The organism is Pseudomonas sp. R151218B TE3479 (genome assembly GCF_053629195.1).
The window spans coordinates 5,588,867-5,607,124 of the sequence record NZ_JBRJHV010000001.1 but is presented as its reverse complement, the minus strand read 5'-3'; the positions used below and the strand labels follow the sequence as shown (position 1 = coordinate 5,607,124).

The 18,258-nt window shown below is 59.3% G+C and carries 22 protein-coding genes; 12 read left to right on the top strand and 10 right to left on the bottom strand.

Annotation, left to right across the window (positions count from 1 at the left end; translation table 11 throughout):
* Window positions 1-307 precede the first annotated feature (307 nt).
* From AB7M32_RS24150 to AB7M32_RS24135, 4 genes are all read left to right on the top strand, one after another.
* A complete protein-coding gene (locus AB7M32_RS24150; protein WP_060741315.1) occupies window positions 308-1,639 on the top strand; it encodes an MFS transporter in 1,332 nt (443 codons plus the stop codon).
* Between the two features lie 102 nt (window positions 1,640-1,741).
* Window positions 1,742-2,440: a fumarylacetoacetate hydrolase family protein gene (locus tag AB7M32_RS24145; RefSeq protein WP_207282695.1), complete on the top strand. Its 699-nt coding sequence runs from the start codon at window positions 1,742-1,744 to the stop codon at window positions 2,438-2,440.
* 21 nt (window positions 2,441-2,461) lie between these two features.
* Window positions 2,462-3,220 (top strand): SDR family oxidoreductase, encoded by a 759-nt coding sequence (locus AB7M32_RS24140; protein ID WP_103310963.1) that lies wholly within the window; start codon window positions 2,462-2,464, stop codon window positions 3,218-3,220.
* Between the two features lie 94 nt (window positions 3,221-3,314).
* Window positions 3,315-4,271, top strand: a complete 957-nt coding sequence (locus tag AB7M32_RS24135) for a 2-hydroxyacid dehydrogenase (RefSeq protein WP_072406235.1) — start codon at window positions 3,315-3,317, stop codon at window positions 4,269-4,271.
* Window positions 4,272-4,313: 42 nt separating this feature from the next.
* On the opposite strand, the gene AB7M32_RS24130 is transcribed toward AB7M32_RS24135, so the two are convergent.
* Both AB7M32_RS24130 and AB7M32_RS24125 read right to left on the bottom strand, forming a co-directional pair.
* A complete protein-coding gene (locus AB7M32_RS24130) occupies window positions 4,314-5,279 on the bottom strand; it encodes a DMT family transporter (RefSeq protein ID WP_454252194.1) in 966 nt (321 codons plus the stop codon).
* Entirely contained in the window at window positions 5,279-5,953 is a 675-nt protein-coding gene (locus AB7M32_RS24125; protein ID WP_454251611.1) for a DUF3916 domain-containing protein, read from the bottom strand. Before AB7M32_RS24125 ends, AB7M32_RS24130 begins: the two co-directional genes overlap by 1 nt.
* On the opposite strand from AB7M32_RS24125, the gene AB7M32_RS24120 reads away from it, so the two are divergent.
* On the top strand, window positions 5,943-6,503 hold the full coding sequence (locus AB7M32_RS24120; RefSeq protein WP_454251610.1) for a GNAT family N-acetyltransferase: 561 nt from the start codon (window positions 5,943-5,945) through the stop codon (window positions 6,501-6,503). The genes AB7M32_RS24125 and AB7M32_RS24120 overlap by 11 nt on opposite strands.
* Window positions 6,504-6,537: 34 nt before the next feature.
* Here the strand turns inward: AB7M32_RS24120 and AB7M32_RS24115 are convergent, their stop codons facing one another.
* Window positions 6,538-7,593 (bottom strand): S1C family serine protease, encoded by a 1,056-nt coding sequence (locus AB7M32_RS24115; protein ID WP_454251609.1) that lies wholly within the window; start codon window positions 7,591-7,593, stop codon window positions 6,538-6,540.
* A gap of 269 nt (window positions 7,594-7,862) precedes the next feature.
* Here AB7M32_RS24115 and AB7M32_RS24110 point away from each other — a divergent pair, with 269 nt between their 5' ends.
* The gene (locus tag AB7M32_RS24110) at window positions 7,863-9,023 is read left to right on the top strand and encodes a PDZ domain-containing protein (protein ID WP_454251608.1); all 1,161 of its coding nucleotides are present in this window, start codon (window positions 7,863-7,865) and stop codon (window positions 9,021-9,023) included.
* Window positions 9,024-9,115: 92 nt separating this feature from the next.
* Here the strand turns inward: AB7M32_RS24110 and AB7M32_RS24105 are convergent, their stop codons facing one another.
* On the bottom strand, window positions 9,116-9,457 hold the full coding sequence (locus AB7M32_RS24105; RefSeq protein WP_454251607.1) for a DUF2834 domain-containing protein: 342 nt from the start codon (window positions 9,455-9,457) through the stop codon (window positions 9,116-9,118).
* Window positions 9,458-9,574: 117 nt separating this feature from the next.
* Between AB7M32_RS24105 and AB7M32_RS24100 the strand changes: the two genes are divergently transcribed.
* From AB7M32_RS24100 to dapF, 3 genes are read left to right on the top strand one after another with little or no spacing between them, the layout of a single operon-like run.
* Window positions 9,575-10,387, top strand: a complete 813-nt coding sequence (locus tag AB7M32_RS24100; protein ID WP_072406591.1) for a helix-turn-helix domain-containing protein — start codon at window positions 9,575-9,577, stop codon at window positions 10,385-10,387.
* A 14-nt stretch (window positions 10,388-10,401) separates the two neighbouring features.
* Window positions 10,402-10,767, top strand: coding sequence for a VOC family protein (locus tag AB7M32_RS24095; RefSeq protein WP_060741326.1), 366 nt, complete (start codon window positions 10,402-10,404; stop codon window positions 10,765-10,767).
* Window positions 10,758-11,561 (top strand): diaminopimelate epimerase, encoded by an 804-nt coding sequence (dapF, locus tag AB7M32_RS24090; protein ID WP_454251606.1) that lies wholly within the window; start codon window positions 10,758-10,760, stop codon window positions 11,559-11,561. The genes AB7M32_RS24095 and dapF overlap by 10 nt, the downstream gene beginning before the upstream one ends.
* Before the next feature lie 251 nt (window positions 11,562-11,812).
* On the opposite strand, the gene AB7M32_RS24085 is transcribed toward dapF, so the two are convergent.
* Window positions 11,813-12,373: a nucleotidyltransferase family protein gene (locus AB7M32_RS24085; RefSeq protein ID WP_454251605.1), complete on the bottom strand. Its 561-nt coding sequence runs from the start codon at window positions 12,371-12,373 to the stop codon at window positions 11,813-11,815.
* A gap of 74 nt (window positions 12,374-12,447) precedes the next feature.
* On the opposite strand from AB7M32_RS24085, the gene AB7M32_RS24080 reads away from it, so the two are divergent.
* The gene (locus AB7M32_RS24080; RefSeq protein ID WP_454251604.1) at window positions 12,448-13,263 is read left to right on the top strand and encodes a suppressor of fused domain protein; all 816 of its coding nucleotides are present in this window, start codon (window positions 12,448-12,450) and stop codon (window positions 13,261-13,263) included.
* A 99-nt stretch (window positions 13,264-13,362) separates the two neighbouring features.
* Window positions 13,363-13,986 carry an SMI1/KNR4 family protein gene (locus AB7M32_RS24075; protein WP_092474861.1) on the top strand — a complete coding sequence of 208 codons (624 nt, stop codon included), beginning with the start codon at window positions 13,363-13,365 and terminating at the stop codon, window positions 13,984-13,986.
* A 47-nt stretch (window positions 13,987-14,033) separates the two neighbouring features.
* Here the strand turns inward: AB7M32_RS24075 and AB7M32_RS24070 are convergent, their stop codons facing one another.
* From AB7M32_RS24070 to AB7M32_RS24060, 3 genes are all read right to left on the bottom strand, one after another.
* Window positions 14,034-14,708 (bottom strand): HD domain-containing protein, encoded by a 675-nt coding sequence (locus tag AB7M32_RS24070; RefSeq protein WP_454251603.1) that lies wholly within the window; start codon window positions 14,706-14,708, stop codon window positions 14,034-14,036.
* Between the two features lie 47 nt (window positions 14,709-14,755).
* Window positions 14,756-15,145 (bottom strand): hypothetical protein, encoded by a 390-nt coding sequence (locus AB7M32_RS24065; protein WP_454251602.1) that lies wholly within the window; start codon window positions 15,143-15,145, stop codon window positions 14,756-14,758.
* Window positions 15,146-15,311: 166 nt separating this feature from the next.
* A complete protein-coding gene (locus tag AB7M32_RS24060) occupies window positions 15,312-15,782 on the bottom strand; it encodes a hypothetical protein (RefSeq protein WP_454251601.1) in 471 nt (156 codons plus the stop codon).
* 130 nt (window positions 15,783-15,912) lie between these two features.
* Between AB7M32_RS24060 and AB7M32_RS24055 the strand changes: the two genes are divergently transcribed.
* Window positions 15,913-16,320: an Imm41 family immunity protein gene (locus AB7M32_RS24055; protein WP_454251600.1), complete on the top strand. Its 408-nt coding sequence runs from the start codon at window positions 15,913-15,915 to the stop codon at window positions 16,318-16,320.
* Between the two features lie 77 nt (window positions 16,321-16,397).
* Here the strand turns inward: AB7M32_RS24055 and AB7M32_RS24050 are convergent, their stop codons facing one another.
* Both AB7M32_RS24050 and AB7M32_RS24045 read right to left on the bottom strand, forming a co-directional pair.
* Window positions 16,398-17,453, bottom strand: a complete 1,056-nt coding sequence (locus AB7M32_RS24050; RefSeq protein WP_454252193.1) for an alpha/beta hydrolase family protein — start codon at window positions 17,451-17,453, stop codon at window positions 16,398-16,400.
* 91 nt (window positions 17,454-17,544) lie between these two features.
* Window positions 17,545-18,222: a phytanoyl-CoA dioxygenase family protein gene (locus AB7M32_RS24045; protein ID WP_454251599.1), complete on the bottom strand. Its 678-nt coding sequence runs from the start codon at window positions 18,220-18,222 to the stop codon at window positions 17,545-17,547.
* Window positions 18,223-18,258 lie beyond the last annotated feature (36 nt).

Sequence of the window (18,258 nt, the reverse complement as noted above, 5' to 3'; positions counted from 1 at the left end):
TTTCAACCGGGAAAAATGATCTAACACCTCAGTTGATTTTGAGTGGTTGTACGACCACTGTTGGGCCACGCAACCCGACCCTTCATCCAAAAACAATCAAAAGGTGCGCACATCATGAGCCTGTTCCTGTTCCACGCTGACCCTCCCGAGCGCTCCTGCGACAGATCCTGTCGCAAGGCCTCTTTGAACACCTGACACCGGCTGTTCGCCTCTCATTCCTGTAGCGCTTGTTCTGCCCCGGCATCGAGGGCATTGGCTTCGGCTGCTCGTAAACATTTCGACGCTTCTAACAATAATGAGGTCCACCATGTCGAATTCCCACACCTCCCAAATTGCCAGCGCCCGGGACGCCGTGGTGCCTGAGCGCCTGCCGTCGCGGCGGCGTTGGTTCATGCTGTCGTTGCTGCTGATCGCGACGATCATCAACTACATCGATCGAGTGAATATTTCGATTGCCGCACCCTTCCTCGCCAAGGACCTGGGCCTGGACAAGATTGAGATGGGTCTGATTTTTTCTGCGTTTGCCTGGACCTACGCCATTGCGCTGGTACCCGCCGGGTTCATCGCCGATCGCTTCGGTTCCCGGTTCACCTACGGGGTGTCACTGATCAGTTGGTCGACCGTCACGGTGTGCCAGGGCTTTGCCACGGGCTTCGCTTCGTTGTTCGGTCTGCGCCTGGCCGTCGGTGCGATGGAAGCGCCGGCGTTTCCGGCCAACAGCCGGGCGGTCACGGTGTGGTTCCCGGCGCGCGAGCGGGGTCTCGCCAGCAGTATTTACGTCTGCGGCCAGTACCTGGGCACGGCGCTGTTTACCGGTGCGCTGCTGTGGCTGGCGACTACCTACGACTGGCGCCATGTGTTCTACAGCACCGGTGCGCTCGGCATCGTTTTCGGTGTGGCTTGGCTGTTCCTGTATCGCGACCCGATGAACTGCAAGAAAGTCAGCAAGGAAGAACTCAAGTACATCGAAGCCGGGGGCGGGCTGGTCAAGAGCAGCCAAGAGCGAACCCGGTTCAACTGGCGGCAGATCGCCGAGCTGTTCAGCTATCGGCAGGTCTGGGCGATCTGCATCGGTAAGTTCGCCAGCACCTCGGCGCTGTACTTCTTTCTCACCTGGTTCCCCACGTACCTGATCGAAGAGCGTCAACTGACCATGATCAAGGCCGGGATCTTCGCCGTGCTGCCGTTCGTGGGCGCGACAGTGGGGATCCTGCTCGCCGGAATCGTCTCCGATCTGCTGATACGCCGCGGTTATTCGCTGTCCTTTGCCCGCAAGTTGCCGCTGGTGGTCGGGTCGATGCTGGGCATGTCCATCGTGCTGGTGAATTTCACCGATTCGAACGTGATCTGCATCGCCGTGCTGACGATTGCCTTTTTTGCCCAGGGCATCGCTTCGTCCTCGTGGGCGGCGGTGTCGGAAGTGGCGCCCAAGGAGCTGATCGGGCTGACCGGCGGGATCACCAGCCTGGCGGCCAACATCGGCGGGATTGTCACCCCCATCGTGATTGGCGCGATCGTCCACAAGACCGGCTCATTTGCCTTGGCCTTCTGGTTCATCGGCGGTGTGGCGCTGATCGGCACCTTGTCCTATTCGTTGCTGCTTGGCCGTTTGTATCGCATTGAACTCAAGGCGCGCTGAGCTCGGGAAAAAGCTGTTTTTCTCCAACACGAGGCGGCATTCCTCCAACTTAGCCAGGGATTGCCGCCGTACGCTGACGCTTCCATCAGGACTTTTATCAGGATGAACATGCCCGAGTATGTCTTTACCCCGGACCTGCCAGTGACCCTACCGGTTGTCGGCACCCCGCAGCGTTTTCCCGTCGGCCGGGTCTTTTGCGTCGGTCGCAACTACCCTTGGCCCGATACCCAGGGTGAATCCCGAGTCCCGCCCGTGTTTTTCATGAAGCCTGCCAGTTGCGTGGTGGAGGCGGTCGGTGACGTGACGTTTCCATCGGTGACCGAGGAGTTCGCTCACGAAATCGAATTGGTCGTGGCCATCGGGGAGGGCGGCGCCAACATCCCTGAGAGCCAGGCGCTGGCCTATGTGTGGGGCTACGCGGCGGGTTTGGATCTGACCCGGCGTGATGTCCAGCGCCTGGCCAAGGGCAACGGTTTGCCGTGGGAGGGCGCCAAGGTGTTTGACGGCGCCGCGCCGATGACGGCCATCGTGCCGGTGTCGCGGGCGGGGCACCCCGAAGGCGAGTTGTGGCTGAACGTGAACGGTCAGGAGCGCCAGCGCGACAGCCTCGACAGCCAGATCTGGTCGGTCAGTGAAGTGATCGCCCGCATTTCCCAATCGGTGGCGCTGCGGGCTGGCGACCTGATCATGACCGGCAGCCCGGCAGGCGTCGATGTGCTGCAGCCGGGGGATGTCATCACGGCCGGCATCGATGGCATCGGCGAACTGGAAATGCGCGTCGGTCCGCGTTCATCTGACTGAATTCGAGAAGAGAGAATCCACATGTCCAACACATTGAAAGTGGCTCTGGTGACTGGCGCTGGCAGCGGGATTGGCCGAGCGGTGGCCCTGGGGCTGATGGCCGACGGCTACACGCTGGTACTGGCCGGGCGCCGCCCCGAGCCCTTGCAGACATTGGTCGAGTTGGCGGCCTGCGAGGGACGCGAAGCCCTGGCGGTGCCCACCGATGTGCGCGATCCGGCCAGTGTCGATGCACTGTTTGCCGCCATCGCCGAGGCCTACGGACGCCTGGACGTCGTGTTCAACAACGCCGGCGTCAATGCACCCGCCGTGCCGCTGGATGAGCTCACGTTCGAGCAATGGCGAAACGTGATCGACACCAACCTCAACGGCGTTTTCCTGTGCGCCCGTGGTGCCTTCGGCCTGATGCGTCGGCAACAGCCCCAGGGTGGACGGATCATCAACAACGGATCCATCTCGGCCCACACCCCACGGCCGTTCAGCAGCGCCTACACCGCCAGTAAACACGCGGTGCTGGGGCTGACCAAATCCCTGGCCCTGGACGGACGCGAATACAACATCGCCTGCAGCCAGATCGACATCGGCAACGCCCTCACCGAAATGTCCGTGCGCATGACCAAGGGTGTGCGGCAGGCCAACGGCAGCATTGCGGTGGAGCCGATGGTGGACGTCAAGCACGTGGCCGACGCGGTGCGCTACATCGCGGGCCTGCCGTTGTCGGCCAACGTCTTGAACATGACCGTCATGGCCACGGCCATGCCGTTTGCCGGTCGCGGTTGAGCCTGGGCGCTGTTCATTTTGGAGGCGGTGCATTCGTGGCGAGCATGCCTGATTGCACTTGAATCAGTTTTTCCTATTCCGTTACGAGGTCTACATGAAGCCAGAAGTCTTGCAGCTCAGCCCGATCCTGATCCCTGAAATCAATACCCGGCTCAACGAGCTGTTCACGGTACGGCGCTATTTCGAACAGGCTGACAAACAAGCCTATCTACAAGAGCACGGCGCCAACATTCGCGGTGTGATTACCGGTGGGCATACGGGCATCAGCCAGGCACTCATGGCACAACTGCCCCAACTGGAGGTGGTGGCGGTCAACGGCGTGGGCACCGATGCGGTGGACCTGGCCTACGCCAGGGATCGTGGAATTCGCGTGACCGCCACCATCGGCGCGCTGACCGAAGACGTCGCCGACCTGGCGATCGGCCTATTGATTGCCGTGTGCCGAGGGCTGTGCACTGGTGATCGCTACGTGCGTTCCGGCCAATGGCCCCAGAGCCCGACGCCATTGGCTCCGTTGCCATTGGCCCGGCAAGTGTCCGGCATGCGCATCGGCATCGTCGGCATGGGCCGGGTCGGTCGCGCCGTGGCAACCCGCGCCGCCGCGTTCGGCTGTCCGATCAGCTATACCGATCTGCAACCGATGAGCGACGTGAACCACACCTTCGTCGCCGACCTCAAGCAACTGGCTCGCGACAGTGACGCCTTGATCCTCGCGGCCGCCGCCGACAAGGCTGAAGCCATCATCGATGCCGAGGTGCTGCGCGCCTTGGGCCAGGGCGGTTACCTGATCAACGTGGCCCGCGGCAAACTGGTCAACGAGCCCGACCTGGTGGCGGCGCTGAACGCCGGGGAAATCGCCGGTGCGGCGCTGGATGTGTTTGTCGATGAGCCACACGTGCCCGAGGCGTTGTTTGGCAATGAGCAGGTGGTGCTGCAACCGCACCGGGCGAGTGCGACGTTGCAGACCCGCACGCGGATGGGGGAGATGGTGGTGGCGAGTCTGGTGGACAGTTTTGCCGGGAAGGTTGCGCAGGGGTGTGTGACGGGGTGAGGCGCACATTGCAGAGGATGTTGTTGAAATAGTGTCGGCTGATCAAGAGGCTGCGCCGGTTGTCGATCCCCGAGTCGTCAGGATGATCCGTACCGCCATGATCACCCCGACAAGCACAGCCGCAAGACCTGACGTCTCCAGAAGTGTCGGCAGCCGATCATGAAACCACAAGCCAAGTAGCGTCGCGAACAGCGACTCCAAGGCGATCAATTGCCCGGAAAGCACCATGGGCAAACGCCGGGACGCGGCGTTCCAAGCCCAGGCCCCGACAACGGATGACATCAGCGCAATCATGAAACCCCAGAGATACAACCCCCCCGCAACGGAAATACTAAACCCCAGGCTCGGCAGTTTGAGCAGATCGAGTGCTTGTACCGCCGGTAACAAGCACAAGGTGCCGACTCCGGCGCCAGCCATCATGAGGCCGGTCCAGGCCCCTGACGCGTGTGGGGGCAGCGTCAGCAGGGCGTGCTGGTTCAACCAACTGAATGCGAGCCACAAGACCACGGCACCGATTGAAAACAACAAGCCCATCGCCCACGAGCCCTCGCTTGCAACGGGTTGATGGACAGCGCCGAGATTCGACAGCAGAAGACCCACCGTCAAAAAAACCAGGGGGATCGTCAGTTTGCGCCATTGGAGGGTTTTGGTCGTGGCGTTGCCCAGCAATGCCAGCAAGACCGGCACCATGCCAATAAAGGCCGGGGTCAGCACCGGCCCGCCGAAAATGATGCCGGCGGCGATGCAGGCGCTATAGCCGAGGTAGCCGACCACGCCCAGGCCTGCGGCCAGCAGCACCTGATTACGGCGCAGCAGCCGCAACTGGGTCCGATAGAGCAGCACGACACCCAGGCCCAGGGCACCGGCGATCAGGAACCTTACGATCATCAAGTCATAGATCGTGTAGTCGCCGGTGACGTAGGGCGCAATGAAGTTCAACGCCCAGCTCAGTGTCGCGACTACCGCGAGGGCCAATCCGGTGATGAGGTTTGAATGGGGCTTCACTATCACGCAGGTTCCCCGATACACCACCAATGAACGTCGACTTCATCATCGCTCTGGGTTACATCGTGCCCATGTTCGATGAAGGATTCGGGCACATTCAAAGCAAGTCGGTCGCTCAAACGCAGCGGTGCAAGAGTGTTGTGTTGTCCCAGGAAGCTCAAGTAGTAATCACGGTCGTAGAACACCGTGACTTCACTTTGGTGAACAAAGGGCCAAACCAGCAGGCAGGCGACACGGTAGTAGCCTTGGCTGCGATCCGCCGCACGGGAAAGATGGGCGGCTGCTTCTAGCAACTGTTGAATACAGAAGGCCTGCACTTCGATGTGTGCTTGTGGACCCTGGACAAGTGAATTGATGACTGGGATTTTCCAATGCGCGTAGCGCTCGCTTTTATGGATGTGAGGGTAGAACCTGCCGTTAAATTTCGCGGCCCAGCGCTCCAGCGCTCGGAGACGGCGGGGGATACCTCGGAGTTTTCTGTCGCTGAGGGCAATTTGTCGCAAGGTGATGTCCTTATGCGGTTCAATGGAACTGAGCGCATCCAGTGTAGGCCGCGAAACGATGTGATTGGAGTTCGCCGTGGTTGAGTGTGCAACTTGGTTTTTCCGCCCTACGCGGGCAGCATCCGTTTCGCAGGATGCCATAACGTTAGAAAAGGAATTCACCTTGGAACCCATTCCCACATTCCAAACCCGCCGCCTCATCCTCACACCCCTTGAACTGGCGGATGCTCCGGCGATTCAACAGCTATTCCCGCACTGGGAAGTGGTCCGTTACCTGGACCGTCGCGTGCCCTGGCCCTACCCGGATGACGGCGCGCTGACATACGTGCGCGACCATGCGCTCCCCGCTGTCGCCGCCGGGCGCGAGTGGCACTGGATGATCCGTATTGCCGACGATCCGCCACAGAGCATCGGCAGCATCAGCCTCTACGACCAGCCTGGCAACAACCGAGGTTTCTGGCTGGCGCCGCAATGGCAGGGGAAAGGCTACATGCGCGAAGCGTGCGAGGCGATCAACGCCTATTGGTTTGAAACCCTGGGACGTCCGGTCATGCAAGTGCCCAAGGCGGTGGGCAACCTGGCTTCGCGCAGGGTTTCGGAGCGCGAAGGCATGCGCATGATCGCGACTCAGCAGGGGGACTTTGTCTGTGGACGTCTGCTTAAAGAGGTCTGGGAGATGACGCGTGAGGCGTGGTTTAAAGCGAAAGCTTTATCGAACACCTGATTCCCGCGCCGCCCAGAGCAATCCATCGAACGCGTTACTGACCCGCCAAAGGACGCCACGCGGTGGTCTGCAGATAAGGCCACTGTTTGAGCAGTAGACCGCGCGTTGTTTCTACGCCCTGCAAGGTTTCAGTGCAATTGACCATCGCGGTAAAGCTGCGAGTGGTCAGCATGAAGCTCTCCGACCCTAGGGCCTGGCACTGCTCGCTGGCGCCGATGGGTTGGCAGAACATCGGTTGCATTTTCACGTCGTAGCCTTGGGCCCGAGTGAATGCCTGGAACTCCGGCATGGCAAGACGAGCCGGTGTGCCGCTCAGTGCCGGGCCTTGCCAGACGGGGGTGATAAGGCCCCTTGATGGATAGTCGCTCAGCCCCTGGACTTGCCTGGCCTCGAACAGGGCAAAACAGAACGAAGTATTTGTCGCGCTATTGCTCGCTGGTGATGTAACAGGGGCGGCCGGGGGGAGGCTCGGCGTCGGCGCGACGACTGCCGCAGACGCAGGTGCTACCGAGGGCGCCATGCCCGATGAGTCGCCTACTTCCACCAGCACATCGATGGGAGCCCGATAACGCCACACCTTCAGCGGCGCCGCGAAACCAGGTCGAATACGGCTGGCGACAGCGGTCAGCTCGGCCGGGCTATTGACCGAAGTCCCGGCAATTTGCAAAACGATATCGCCGGCCAACATACCTGCCTTTTCAGCGCCACTTCCTGGTACGGGTCCCAAGACCAAGACGCCACTGACAGCGGCTAAGCCGAATTGCCGAGCCACCGTCGGTGTAACAGGGGTGATGTGCAGGCCCAAGGTCCCCGACTGATTGGACACGGGGGCGGGCATTGCCGCTGGCGTCACGGCTGTCGGAGCCACCGCAGCCGCGCTGGGCACAGGAGCGCTGCCGGCTGAACAGTCGCGTTGTGTGGCGACCTGTTGGATCACGAGGTTAACGGGGTCGGCGGCCATGTTGGGGTATTGTTCCCAACCCCGTTTGGTTGCCAGGAACGTTTCACAATCCATGGCGTAGTACGTCGCCGGGTCTCTGACCTTGCGCAGGTATTCCGCTGTTTCGGCTCGCTCGGCGGCGCTGTACATGGGGTTGACGCAAGACGCCAGGAGCGGGGAGAGCACCAGTATTGCAGCAAGGCATTTTGTCGACATGGGCTTCTCTGGGGTCGTGGCGTTCAGGCGGGTCCAGGCAAGGTACTATTTGGCCATCATCCTGTCCAACCTCAAACCAAGCACTTCGTTGCCGTGGTGATTGAGACGGGCGGCATCCGGGCGAACATGCATTCGATATACAACTTAAAGGCACTTTGCCATGATGCGGCACGATCCATTCGAATCCATCACTGAGAAGCGAAATGTCTGCTCCTGCCTTCAAATCAAGCACCAGGCTCGCCGTTGCACTTTCGCTCACTGCCTTGGCTGGCTGTGCCTCTGATGGCGGTCTCGGTGAGGCGGCGGTAGTCGGTGCGATGCTGCTTCCCATGGGGGGAGTGGACACCAGCGTAATGACCAGTGCCGTAGGCCTGGCGGCCGGCGCCTACGTTGTTTCCTCGGTCGCGACTGCGGACTCTGCCAGCGTCTCTCCGGCGACCTCCACCATTGCCGCGCCCCAAGGCCTGCCGCCCATTGACCTGCAAAAACTGGTGACCCGGGAAACGCCTGACCGGTATCGCTCCAAGTCCTGTGAGTACATCGAAATGTCCCTCAGCGAAGTGCCGATGTACCAGGCGAGCGCCGAGCCGATCATGAAGCAGGTCGCCACGGCTCGAAAAGAAGCGGCCAGCCAGGTATGGCTGGAAAAAGCTTGCCAGCCCGCCAATTTACCTCGTGGCCGGATCGGCGCCAGCATCGACACCATCGATCCGAAGCGGGCCATGGCCCTGTCAGCTCCCCCAGCTGGGGTTGTGGTGCTGTCAACTGTTCCGGGGAGCGGTGCGCAACAGGCCGGGATCTTGCCTCAAGACGTGATCGTGGCAGTGGATAACGGGCTTATCGCCGATTCAATCGATTTCAGGGTGGCCGTTGCAAAAGCGCCGATTGGCTCGCGGGTGAACCTGAAGGTATGGCGCAACAACGCGTTCAGCAGCGTGCCGGTTCTGGTGGGGCCTGGCGGGACTCAAGTATCGATGACGCCGACGGTGATGGCGAACGGCGTAGCTGCTGCGGTTCCGGCCGATGCACTGTATTGCACCGCCGTGCTGTCCACCCAGCATACTTACGGCGCTAGCGTCAGCCCGGTCAAATTGATCCCCGGAGCCGCGAGCGACATGCAACCCTCGCTCAAAAACTACATCGCCAAGGTGAAGCAGGAACAACCTGGTGTTTGGGGGGATTTCAAACTTAACAGCGCTGTTTGTGCACCGGGTGCGGTGGTATGCATGGCCGAGGCCAAGGGACCGAGCGGCAAGACCCAGAACGCCTTCGAGTTCTGCCACGCGACGCAAGCCAAGGCGGATGCCGAACTGGCCCAGATGCGCCAGGGCGATCCGAAAGCGGTGCTTGTTGATTGGCCTTGAGCGGCAATCGTTTTCTGCGGTTATGATCCAGCGGTTTGAAGTGCTGGAGTGCCTGGAGGCATGCGCATGATGGGGACGCTGTGGTGCGTTGCTTAAGGCGGTGGGTAATCAGGAATACCTGTCACCGGCGATCGGCGTCCAAATCCGTTAACGACGATGTACAACAGTGGACCGATTGATACGAAGATGGCTGTGATCAGGAAGTAAGGCAGCAGCGATCCGAGCGATTTGCCTTTCGAACGTGTGTCCTTGTACATCCAGATGCACGCCATGCAAGCGAGCAGATAAAGGTCGATGACGACCTGTGCGGTGTCTGGGCGAGACATGAGCCCGATGCCGAACGCCAGGAGCGATTGCTCGGCGAGAAACAAAGTACTCGCCGTGTACACGGAAAAAAGCAGCAGCGTGACAAGTGCGATGTAAGGTTTCTTCACTTTGCCTCCTTGGACAAGTTCATTGATCAGTGGAGGCAGGCTAGTGATTTGACCGTCATGGTTTCAATGACCTCAGAGGTCATCGACGCCGCTCACCCGCAATGCCAGAGTCAACGGATGACCAATCGACCTTTTTCCCGAACGACGCCGCCAACCTCGGCCGGTGGGCAACTGCGTCACTTGCGCCAACAGGCTGGACTGAGTCAGCTGGACTGCGCACTGATCACAGGCATCTCCCAGCGTCACCTTAGTTGCATCGAGACGGGGCGCGCCAAGCCAAGCCCCGGCACTCTGCATAATTTATTGACTGCCCTGGATGTACCTTTGGAGCGATGCAACGACATCTTCCTGGCCAGTGGTTACGCCCCTCGCTACGAAACGACACCGCTCACGTCGTCGTCAATGGAAGTGGTACGTGATGCCATTGATCATGTACTTCACGCCAATAACCCCGCTCCGGCGATTGTTCTGAATGCTCAATGGGACATCCTTGCCGCGAATGCCAGCGCGGGTGTCTTGTTCGATCTGGTTGGGCTTGCCAGAGAGGCGGCAGAGGGACTCAACCTCTTGGTGACACTGCTGCAACCCGGTGGCTTGGGCGATCGTTTGAGCAACGCCGAGGAAATAAGAGTAGTGGCCTGGCAACGGGCATCTCGGGAAGCCTTGAACAATCCCGCGCTGGCTGAGATTCTGAAGAGCCTGCCGGCCCCACGCAGCGTTGCGGCGCTGGCGAACGAACTGCCTCCGCTGTTGCTGACACGAGTCGACTCTCCCCAGGGGGAGCTGACGTTCATGTCAACGTTCACAACCTTCGGCATGCCGCTCGACATCACCATGAGCTCATTGCGTATCGAGCATCTGATTCCTGCCGACGCCAAGACCTGGGCGGTCATGACCAAGGCATATGAGCAAGCGCAACACTCACAATGATCAAGGAAGACCCCATGCAACCGTCACTCAATCGAATCATGCTGTATGTCCGGGACGTTCAAGCGACCTGCGATTTTTATGAGCGTCACTTCGGTTTTACCAGTGAAAGAAAAGTCGATGACCGCGTCACCGAATTGAGCCCTGCAAACGGTGGCGCGATCCTCATGGTTCACCCTGCGGGGAAGGCCGTTAAAACGGGGCAAGTCACCGTAAAGCTTGTCTTTGATCTCCAGGATGTAGAAGGTTTCAAGGCAAAGTGCCTGGCCCAGGGCCTGAAGTTTGGCGCGACGCACAGGGCAGACGGTTACTCTTTTGCCAACGCCAAAGATCCTGACGGTAATTCCATTTCTATCTCCAGCAGGGCGTTTGCATGCAACTGAGCTTTCATAAGATGCATGCCAATGGCGATGACTTCGTGATTGTCGATTCGCGAAATTCGGCCAGTGCGATGACGAGTGCCATGGCCCAGCGGATGGGGAATCGAAACCGGGGCATAGGCTTCAACCAACTCGCGGTGTTGCTCGATTGCGACGATGCTGCTGCGCGGGTGATGTTCTGGAACGCGGATGGCTCCGCGCTGGACGTTTGTGGCAGCGCGACACGAGGTGCGGCGGACCTGCTCATGCGCGAAGCAAATGTGACTTCGCTAATGCTGCGCACTAACCGGGGTTTGCTTACTTGCGAACGTACCCCCACCGGCGCCATTTCCGTCGACATGGGCGTGCCGCTTTTCGGCTGGTCGGACATTCCCTTGGCGCAAGAACTGGACACTGCTGCCTTGCCACTTGCTGGCAGTCCAGTCGCCTGCAGCATGGGAAATCCCCACTGCACTTATTTTGTCGATGACCTGGCTAGCGTTGATATCGCGACGATCGGACCGGCCATCGAAACCAACCCGCTGTTTCCGCTCAAGACCAACGTGCATTTTGTCCAGATCATTGATCGCACACATATTCGGTTGCGCATCTGGGAGCGCGGGGCGGGTATTGCGCTGGGGTCGGGGTCCTGTTCGTGCGGTGCGGTTGTCAATGGGATTCGTCGTGGTTTGTTGGACAGCACCGTCGAGGTTGAATGTGATGGCGGCAGCGTGACGGTGCAATGGGATGGCCTGGGCGTGGTCTTTCTTACCGGGCCGGTGGAGGCGAGTTTTTCGGGGACGATGAGTCAAGGTTGAGTGGATAGGATGAACTCCACAGAACCGCTACCCACCGCCAATCTCCTGTGGGAGCGAGCTTGCTCGCGAAGGCGGCAGCAAGTTACATATATAGCCTTAAAGATCGCACTCCGTGGCGAGGGAGCTTGCTCCCGCTCGGCGGCGTAGCCGTCGTAGACCGGTTGATGCCGTTTGTCTGGAAGAACGTTTTGGGGCGGCTTCGCCACCCAGCGGGAGCAAGCTCCCTCGCCACAGCACTATGGCGGTTTGCATCATTTCTCCATAATGCTGAGCCACGGCCAGCGAGCCTGATAACTTTTCGCCTTCTCATCGAACAAGTCCGGCTGGGGATTTTTTGGATTCATGCGAAGGACGCCTTGCTCAACGTCATCCAGGCCATAGGGCGCATAGACCTCACCGCTTTCAACATCCAGCCCAATACACGTCCCCGCAATCAAGTAACGATCAATGCCATCCTTGGCCGACTGAAGCTGAGGATAGGGCTTGCCAAACCGCTGACCGTACCAAAGGTGGACGCGCGCCTGGTTCTTGATCTCGATGTTGACGTCGAGGTCCTGGAAGAGACGCTGGGCGGCATGGATTACTTCATCCTCGGCCTCCCAAGACAGATCGGGGTCGAAGTAAAAAACATCGTAATCCTTCACGCCCCAAGCGGGTGGCCGCTGCGACTGATGATTCCAGACGGCTTGGAATAGGCAACCAGCCGTGAGCATGCATTGATTCAAACCGAGTGAAGGCAAGCGCGCGGTGATTTGTGCGTTGATTGGGTTGGTCATTGCTATGCTCACCAAACTTTCGACCGTCAACGTCATATTCATCCTTTTGAAATCGATCCAGGCGTAGTGACTGAGCCTACATCAACTGCAATTTTCGGATAGGAACGCCCATGAATTTCTTCAAGAAGCTCTTCGGTTCATCGAAAAAACCTGAAACCCAAAACGACCAGCCCGCGCCGCAGTCCCACGAGCTTGGCGACCTGAGCGAGGCTGAAGCAGCCAATCTGGCCGTCCGGGAAGCCGGCGCAGCGTGCCTGGATCGTCATTGGAGCGCTGTCGGTACGGTCGAGCGGGATGTCCTTGCCTACCTGATCAGCCCGACCTTTTCCGGCGGCCCGTACTGGCCTTCGACCCGCCAGGCCTACCGCGTGGTTCGCCGCGGCGACGCGATCATTCTCGCCACCGAAGGCCTGTCCGATCCATTCGATGATACGGAAGGAATGGGCAACGGCTTCGAGATGGAATTGTTCGTCGAAACCGCGGATATCCCCGAGCACGCTTATGGCCCGGTGGGAGAGGTCGACCCTTTCAAACGCAGCTGGGCATTCGAGCTGGTGGAACACGTCGCCAAAACGGTGGCCGACGCGGGTGGCATCACCCACCAACTCGACCAGCACGGGGCGCTATCCCTTGAACTTCCCGGGCTGAGCCAATCGCACCACATGAGCGATCAACTGCCCAAACTCTTCGTGACCGATGACGACTCCACCGGCGTTCTGCTCGGCGCTCCACTGCCGGATTTCCCTACCCAGCTGGATGACATGCCCTTGTCCCCGGTCAGGTTGGTGCCGGTGGTATTGATAACCGCTGCGGAGCTGGAATACGTGCGTTCAGGGGGGCGAACGGCTAGGGAGGATCTGGTGAGCCGGTTGAAGGCCGCGGGCGTTGGGCATATGAGCAGTCTGCATCGAGCGAGTGTGGTGTGAGGCCGGGAGGGGCGGCCGAAAACTAACCCGAGTGAACGGTCGCTTTTTTTGTAAGATCGATTGATACCGCGTCCCATCCCATACCCTTTCGAGACATCAATGACTGACTACCGTGGACTCATCCTCGAAGACACCCGTGAAGGCGCCACCGACCTTGCCATCGCGCAACTGGAAGCCAGCCTGGGTGCCCGCTTGCCGGACGACTATCGCCAGTTCCTCAAGACCTGCAACGGCGCCTACGTGGAATACGATGTGCTGGCCACGCTCGCCAATGGCGATGAGGAGTTGCTCAGCTTTTCACTGTACGGGCTGGATCCGGACAAAGAGTATGAATCCAACCCCTTCGAACTGGAGCAACTGCGGGCGCAGCCCGGCTTCCCTGCGACGGGATTGTTGCCGATCGGGCGCGACGGCGGCGCGAGTATCTTGCTGCTGGATTTGCGCGAAGGGCGCCAGGACGTGGCGGCGATGGTGGCGGGCTTACCGGCCTGGACCGGGCGCCGTCAGCAGGGCGATGAGTATGTGGTGCTGGCTGACTCTTTCAATGGTTACTTGGACGCGCTGCATCTATCGCAAGAGCGGATCGAGGAGCATATCAATCACTTCATCATCAGCCCTGAAAGTATTGAGGCGACGTTGGAGTGGCTGGATAAGGGAAGTCCGGGGTGGCGGGAGCGGTATCGGGAGTTGTGGAATGCGAGGGTTGTGGATCGATTGATCTGAAGCCTGGTCCGATGGCTGAACCCCGATTTGCCGAATGACGCCAGTCTTCAGTCGAGACGGTCGATGGCGCGTGCAAGATTGGCCCGTGCCTGCTGCTCGAATGCGTCGAAGTACGGTGCAGTCGTATAAATGCGCCCGCGTGTCAGAAAACCTTCAAGGACCTGGCGGCGCTTTTGGCGGTACACAGGCAACGGCACAAACTGGTACTCGCGGCGAATTTGTTGGTCGTATTCCTCGAACCGCTCGAACGCTGCCCCAAGGATCGCCAGATCCGTGTCCACCAGCACCGCTTCGTCTGCCGACGCCGGAGCAGCGTCGTGTCGCGTCACCATCACCAGTTCGTAAAGCCTGCGTCGGGTTTCATCGCCCAGGCCGTTATCACGTGCCACATCATCCAACCATTGGGCACTGCGCAGCTCGTTGTCGCTGCGAAGAGGGTCGTAGATCGCATCATGGAACCATAGCGCGAGGTCGACTTCAGCGGGGGCCGGGCAGGCCGCGTTGACGAACCGGCGCACCTGAAGGCATTCCTGCAGATGCTGGAGGGTGTGGTAAGCGCGATGCGGCTCGCCGTAGCGTCGAATGAGTGCTTCGTACGTCTCTTGGGGCGCGCATCCGACGCCAAGCTCCGCCCAGACGCGAGCCCAGGCAGCGAAACCCGTGGCATCAGCCACGTCGAGGTCGGCCGGAAACAGAGCACTCCCTTCTGGCGAGTCCGTCATTGTTTCTCCTGCGCTTCAAAAATGAAAAACGGCACACCCATTTTGAATTACTGGGCATCACCCGCTGGCGCCTCGTCGGCACCGTCCGGTGGCGCTCCGTAAGGTACACCAATCTCGACCCGGTCCGCCTTTACCCAACCGGTGTAGTCGTCGCCACTCTTGGCGATGAAGTTCACTTCCAGCCATGATTCGTCTTCAAGGCTGGCGTAAACAGTGAGAGAGTCGCCGGGTATTACGAAAATCTTTTTATTGGCGCAGGCTTCATTCGGCGCTTCGTGAAAATACAGGCGTCCGGTGCCAATGACCTTGCCTTGCACCGACGGATGAAACTCAGGCACGGTGCCGGAGATCTTTTCCGCCAGGGCAGAACAGTTGACAGCGGCCTGGCTCAGGGTGCTGAAAAGGCATAGGCATAACACGCTTGAACGCAGATACATCTTGGCGAATCCGTTTGGGGTGGAGGCGTAGGATAGTTAAGTCGGAAGCTATTGGGGAAGGGACATACCTTGACTCCTTTCGGGCCAAAAGCTGCCGTTCCCAAACGGTCGCTTTATGTCCGAAACTGTCCCTGTAAATTTTCTCATTGGAATAGAAGATGGCTCATCACATTTTTGTCTTGATGGCGCGAATGGCTGCTAGGTAAGCGCTATTTCCGATTCCGACCTGACCCCAGACCTCGCGACTTTCTCCTCCTTGACGGTCGTATTGTTCATCCGCATCCCATAGCGCCAGGATTTGGTTGGGAAATAGGTATTCATATGGTGAGAATTCATGCGAACCGGAATTGTCCGAAGCAGCCATCAGCGAAAACACGTCGATGGCAGAGTGCCTGAAGACATCGATGCCCTTGAAGACGAACGTGACGTTCGGGTTTCCGGAGACACCAATGAAGCTGACTTCATCGTTTGGCCCGTAGGAAAGCTGCATGCAGGACTCGCAAAAATAATCGAGGCGGCCATGGGAATGCTCGAGTGGAAACCCAATGGCGGCCATTGTTTGCCTCGCTACAGTGCGCGCTATACCAAGACGCACAGGACCAATAGCTTCGAGCGGTAAAATTTCAAAAGCAGGCATTTCCTGGGCTCCGTTAGGTGAATGGCTAGCCAACAGCTCCGCGGGGGAGGGCGCGGGAGTTTTGCGGTACATTGTCCGAGAGTGGCAACTCGGTACGTTGTCGACCTTATCTGATATGGAAATTCTTAACATGGATGCGCACGCCCTGATCGCCAGAAATTTCGTCGGGTGCGAAGCATACGAAGACGCCTCGTTCATCGGACGGTTACACGAAGCAGGACTCTGGGATCTTGAAGAATACTGGCTACTGGAGTGGGCACTTTATCAAATCGCGACAGAGGCAAGCTTCAGTCAGGCGCTCTCACATAGGGTGTTCGAGATATTCAGCTACAGCTTTCTGTTATTCGGGTGCCACTTTGATCGCAAGGATCTCTTCAAGATCCGAAATCTAAAAAGAAAGCAGATCTATGATTTTCGCGAGAGATTCCAGATGGTTTTCGAGGGCTTCTTCGCAGGGGAAATGCCGACACCGGCTCGCTTTGACGAACCCAATCCGTGGCTCGTAGGAGGGCCAGTGATTCTGACCGGACGGGATTAATAGCCACTGATATGTATGGGCGCAAAAATGGCTCCTCCGGCGTTTGCATCAAACCGCTTAAAGTCAGCACCACCCGGTTACAAACTACCTTCTTTATAGCCCGATGACTGCGCCAAAAACTCAACGATCAGCGATGCAACCTGCTGCTGAATCACCCCCCGAGCACGACCGCCATCACCATCCCGACAAATGATCCCGTCCCCCGGCACTTCCTCTTCAAGCATTTCCTGCGCACCAGGCTTACACATCGACATGAAACTGAAATGGCTCGCATCGCTGATCTCGATGTAACGGCTGGACGCTGCGGGCAGGCGCTTGGCCAGGTTGGCAGATTCCAACTCAGCGGGAAGCTCTTGCGACGGTACACCGGCAGCGATCACCAAGGCGGGGACCGGCAGCGCGGCCAAGCTTTTATCGGTCAAGCCCCGCGAAAGACCCAGGTCCAATGTGACCACCGCAGTAACACGTTTATCGCGCCAATCGGCGGCCAGTTCGGTCTTTGCTTCTGAGATGCTGGCGGGGTTCATCTGTTCGTAAACCGTGCAGCTGGATAACTGCGAATGGGCTTTGCAGTCCTGGGCGAAGCGCTCTGGGTCGAAGCGAGCGCCGGCGATTTCCAGGGCGGTCCAGCCGCCGAGGGAATGGCCCACGGCTGCAATTCGATCATTGGCGACCCGACCAAATTTTTCAGGGTGAGTCGTGACCGCATCGATGGCTCGGCGCAGGTCGACGGGGCGCTGCCATAACTGCGCCGCTGCTTGGGGGCTGCGGTCATGGGTGGTGCTGCCGGGGTGGTTGATGGCGGCGACGATGTAACCCTTCTGGGCCAAGGCGCTGGCCAGCCAAAGCTGGTTACTCCAGTTACCCCTGTAGCCGTGGGAGAGCACCACCAATGGATGTTCGTCGGCAGTTGGCGGCGCGTTACGCACGGCGGACGCGCCGACAAACACCGCATTATCGGCGATCAGTTGCGGGACTGCGGTGGTTGCGCTCGGGTACCAGACCACCATTTCCAGTGCACGGCCATTGTGTGGATCCGGCAGGGTGGAAGATTGAAAACCGATGGGGGCTTCGTCAGCCAATGCGGTCGTTGTCAGGCAGGCCAACAACAGGGCGCCGAAAGCTGTTTTCAATGTCGTTTCTTCCTTGAATGGGGTTCTCAAAAGCTTGGGTATTAAAGCTCGGATTCGAACCGTTGCGCACAACTTTCATCGATCAAGAAACCTAGTCCTCGAAAGTAAACGCCGAGGGGGCGAATCGGTCGCGGGTGTCCATGCGAATATTGCGCAGCGCCACGGTTTCCAGGTGTGACGCGTAGAGCGATTCCGAGAAGTAGCTGATCAGGATGGAGCGACGGCGTGCGCCAATCGCGTTCAGGCTGCCCGCGTGCACCAGGTCCACATCGAACACCAGGATGTCACCGGCACTGCCTGAAAGCTGTACAGCGCGTGACTCGTCATTGAAGTCGAAGGGTGGCGCATCCGGCTCGGGGCGATGGCTGCCGGGGACGATCCGTGTCGCGCCGTTCTCGGGGCCGTAATCGTCGAAGAATGCCAGGGCGATGGCGATGTCGCCTGGTCGTTGGGCCGACAGATCGCGGTGCAGTGGTTGGTGGCCGCCACCGGCAAGGGGCTCGCGGCCTTCCACTTGGGAGAGGAAGAATTGCTCGCCGATCAACTCACCTGCCACCGCCAGTAGCTGGGGTAGACGACACACGGCTTGAATCCTCGAATCATCGTCCAGCATCGAATAGCGCCAGTCCATGCCACGGGGCACTGGCCATTGATCCGACGGCCGCACGCCTGCATCAAACACGCTACGCAAGTCAGTCAGCCACTCGTTCGGGATCGCTCGACGGAGCAGAATGTAGCCGTCTTGGTGGAGTTGTTTGCGGTCAGCCATGGTTCGTCCTTGTGCGGGCATTTGGAAGGCTAGTCT

Excerpts from the sequence above, each read along its gene's own strand:
- AB7M32_RS24145 (WP_207282695.1), top strand. The coding sequence starts at position 1,742 with ATGAACATGCCCGAGTATGTCTTTACCCCGGACCTGCCAGTGACCCTA.
- AB7M32_RS24055 (WP_454251600.1), top strand. The coding sequence starts at position 15,913 with ATGGATGCGCACGCCCTGATCGCCAGAAATTTCGTCGGGTGCGAAGCA.
- dapF (WP_454251606.1), top strand. The coding sequence starts at position 10,758 with ATGCAACTGAGCTTTCATAAGATGCATGCCAATGGCGATGACTTCGTG.
- AB7M32_RS24080 (WP_454251604.1), top strand. The coding sequence starts at position 12,448 with ATGAATTTCTTCAAGAAGCTCTTCGGTTCATCGAAAAAACCTGAAACC.
- AB7M32_RS24095 (WP_060741326.1), top strand. The coding sequence starts at position 10,402 with ATGCAACCGTCACTCAATCGAATCATGCTGTATGTCCGGGACGTTCAA.
- AB7M32_RS24115 (WP_454251609.1), bottom strand. The coding sequence starts at position 7,593 with ATGTACAGCGCCGCCGAGCGAGCCGAAACAGCGGAATACCTGCGCAAG.
- AB7M32_RS24085 (WP_454251605.1), bottom strand. The coding sequence starts at position 12,373 with ATGACGTTGACGGTCGAAAGTTTGGTGAGCATAGCAATGACCAACCCA.
- AB7M32_RS24070 (WP_454251603.1), bottom strand. The coding sequence starts at position 14,708 with ATGACGGACTCGCCAGAAGGGAGTGCTCTGTTTCCGGCCGACCTCGAC.
- AB7M32_RS24110 (WP_454251608.1), top strand. The coding sequence starts at position 7,863 with ATGTCTGCTCCTGCCTTCAAATCAAGCACCAGGCTCGCCGTTGCACTT.
- AB7M32_RS24140 (WP_103310963.1), top strand. The coding sequence starts at position 2,462 with ATGTCCAACACATTGAAAGTGGCTCTGGTGACTGGCGCTGGCAGCGGG.
- AB7M32_RS24060 (WP_454251601.1), bottom strand. The coding sequence starts at position 15,782 with ATGCCTGCTTTTGAAATTTTACCGCTCGAAGCTATTGGTCCTGTGCGT.
- AB7M32_RS24045 (WP_454251599.1), bottom strand. The coding sequence starts at position 18,222 with ATGGCTGACCGCAAACAACTCCACCAAGACGGCTACATTCTGCTCCGT.
- AB7M32_RS24075 (WP_092474861.1), top strand. The coding sequence starts at position 13,363 with ATGACTGACTACCGTGGACTCATCCTCGAAGACACCCGTGAAGGCGCC.
- AB7M32_RS24150 (WP_060741315.1), top strand. The coding sequence starts at position 308 with ATGTCGAATTCCCACACCTCCCAAATTGCCAGCGCCCGGGACGCCGTG.
- AB7M32_RS24100 (WP_072406591.1), top strand. The coding sequence starts at position 9,575 with ATGACCAATCGACCTTTTTCCCGAACGACGCCGCCAACCTCGGCCGGT.
- AB7M32_RS24135 (WP_072406235.1), top strand. The coding sequence starts at position 3,315 with ATGAAGCCAGAAGTCTTGCAGCTCAGCCCGATCCTGATCCCTGAAATC.
- AB7M32_RS24065 (WP_454251602.1), bottom strand. The coding sequence starts at position 15,145 with ATGTATCTGCGTTCAAGCGTGTTATGCCTATGCCTTTTCAGCACCCTG.
- AB7M32_RS24125 (WP_454251611.1), bottom strand. The coding sequence starts at position 5,953 with ATGGGTTCCAAGGTGAATTCCTTTTCTAACGTTATGGCATCCTGCGAA.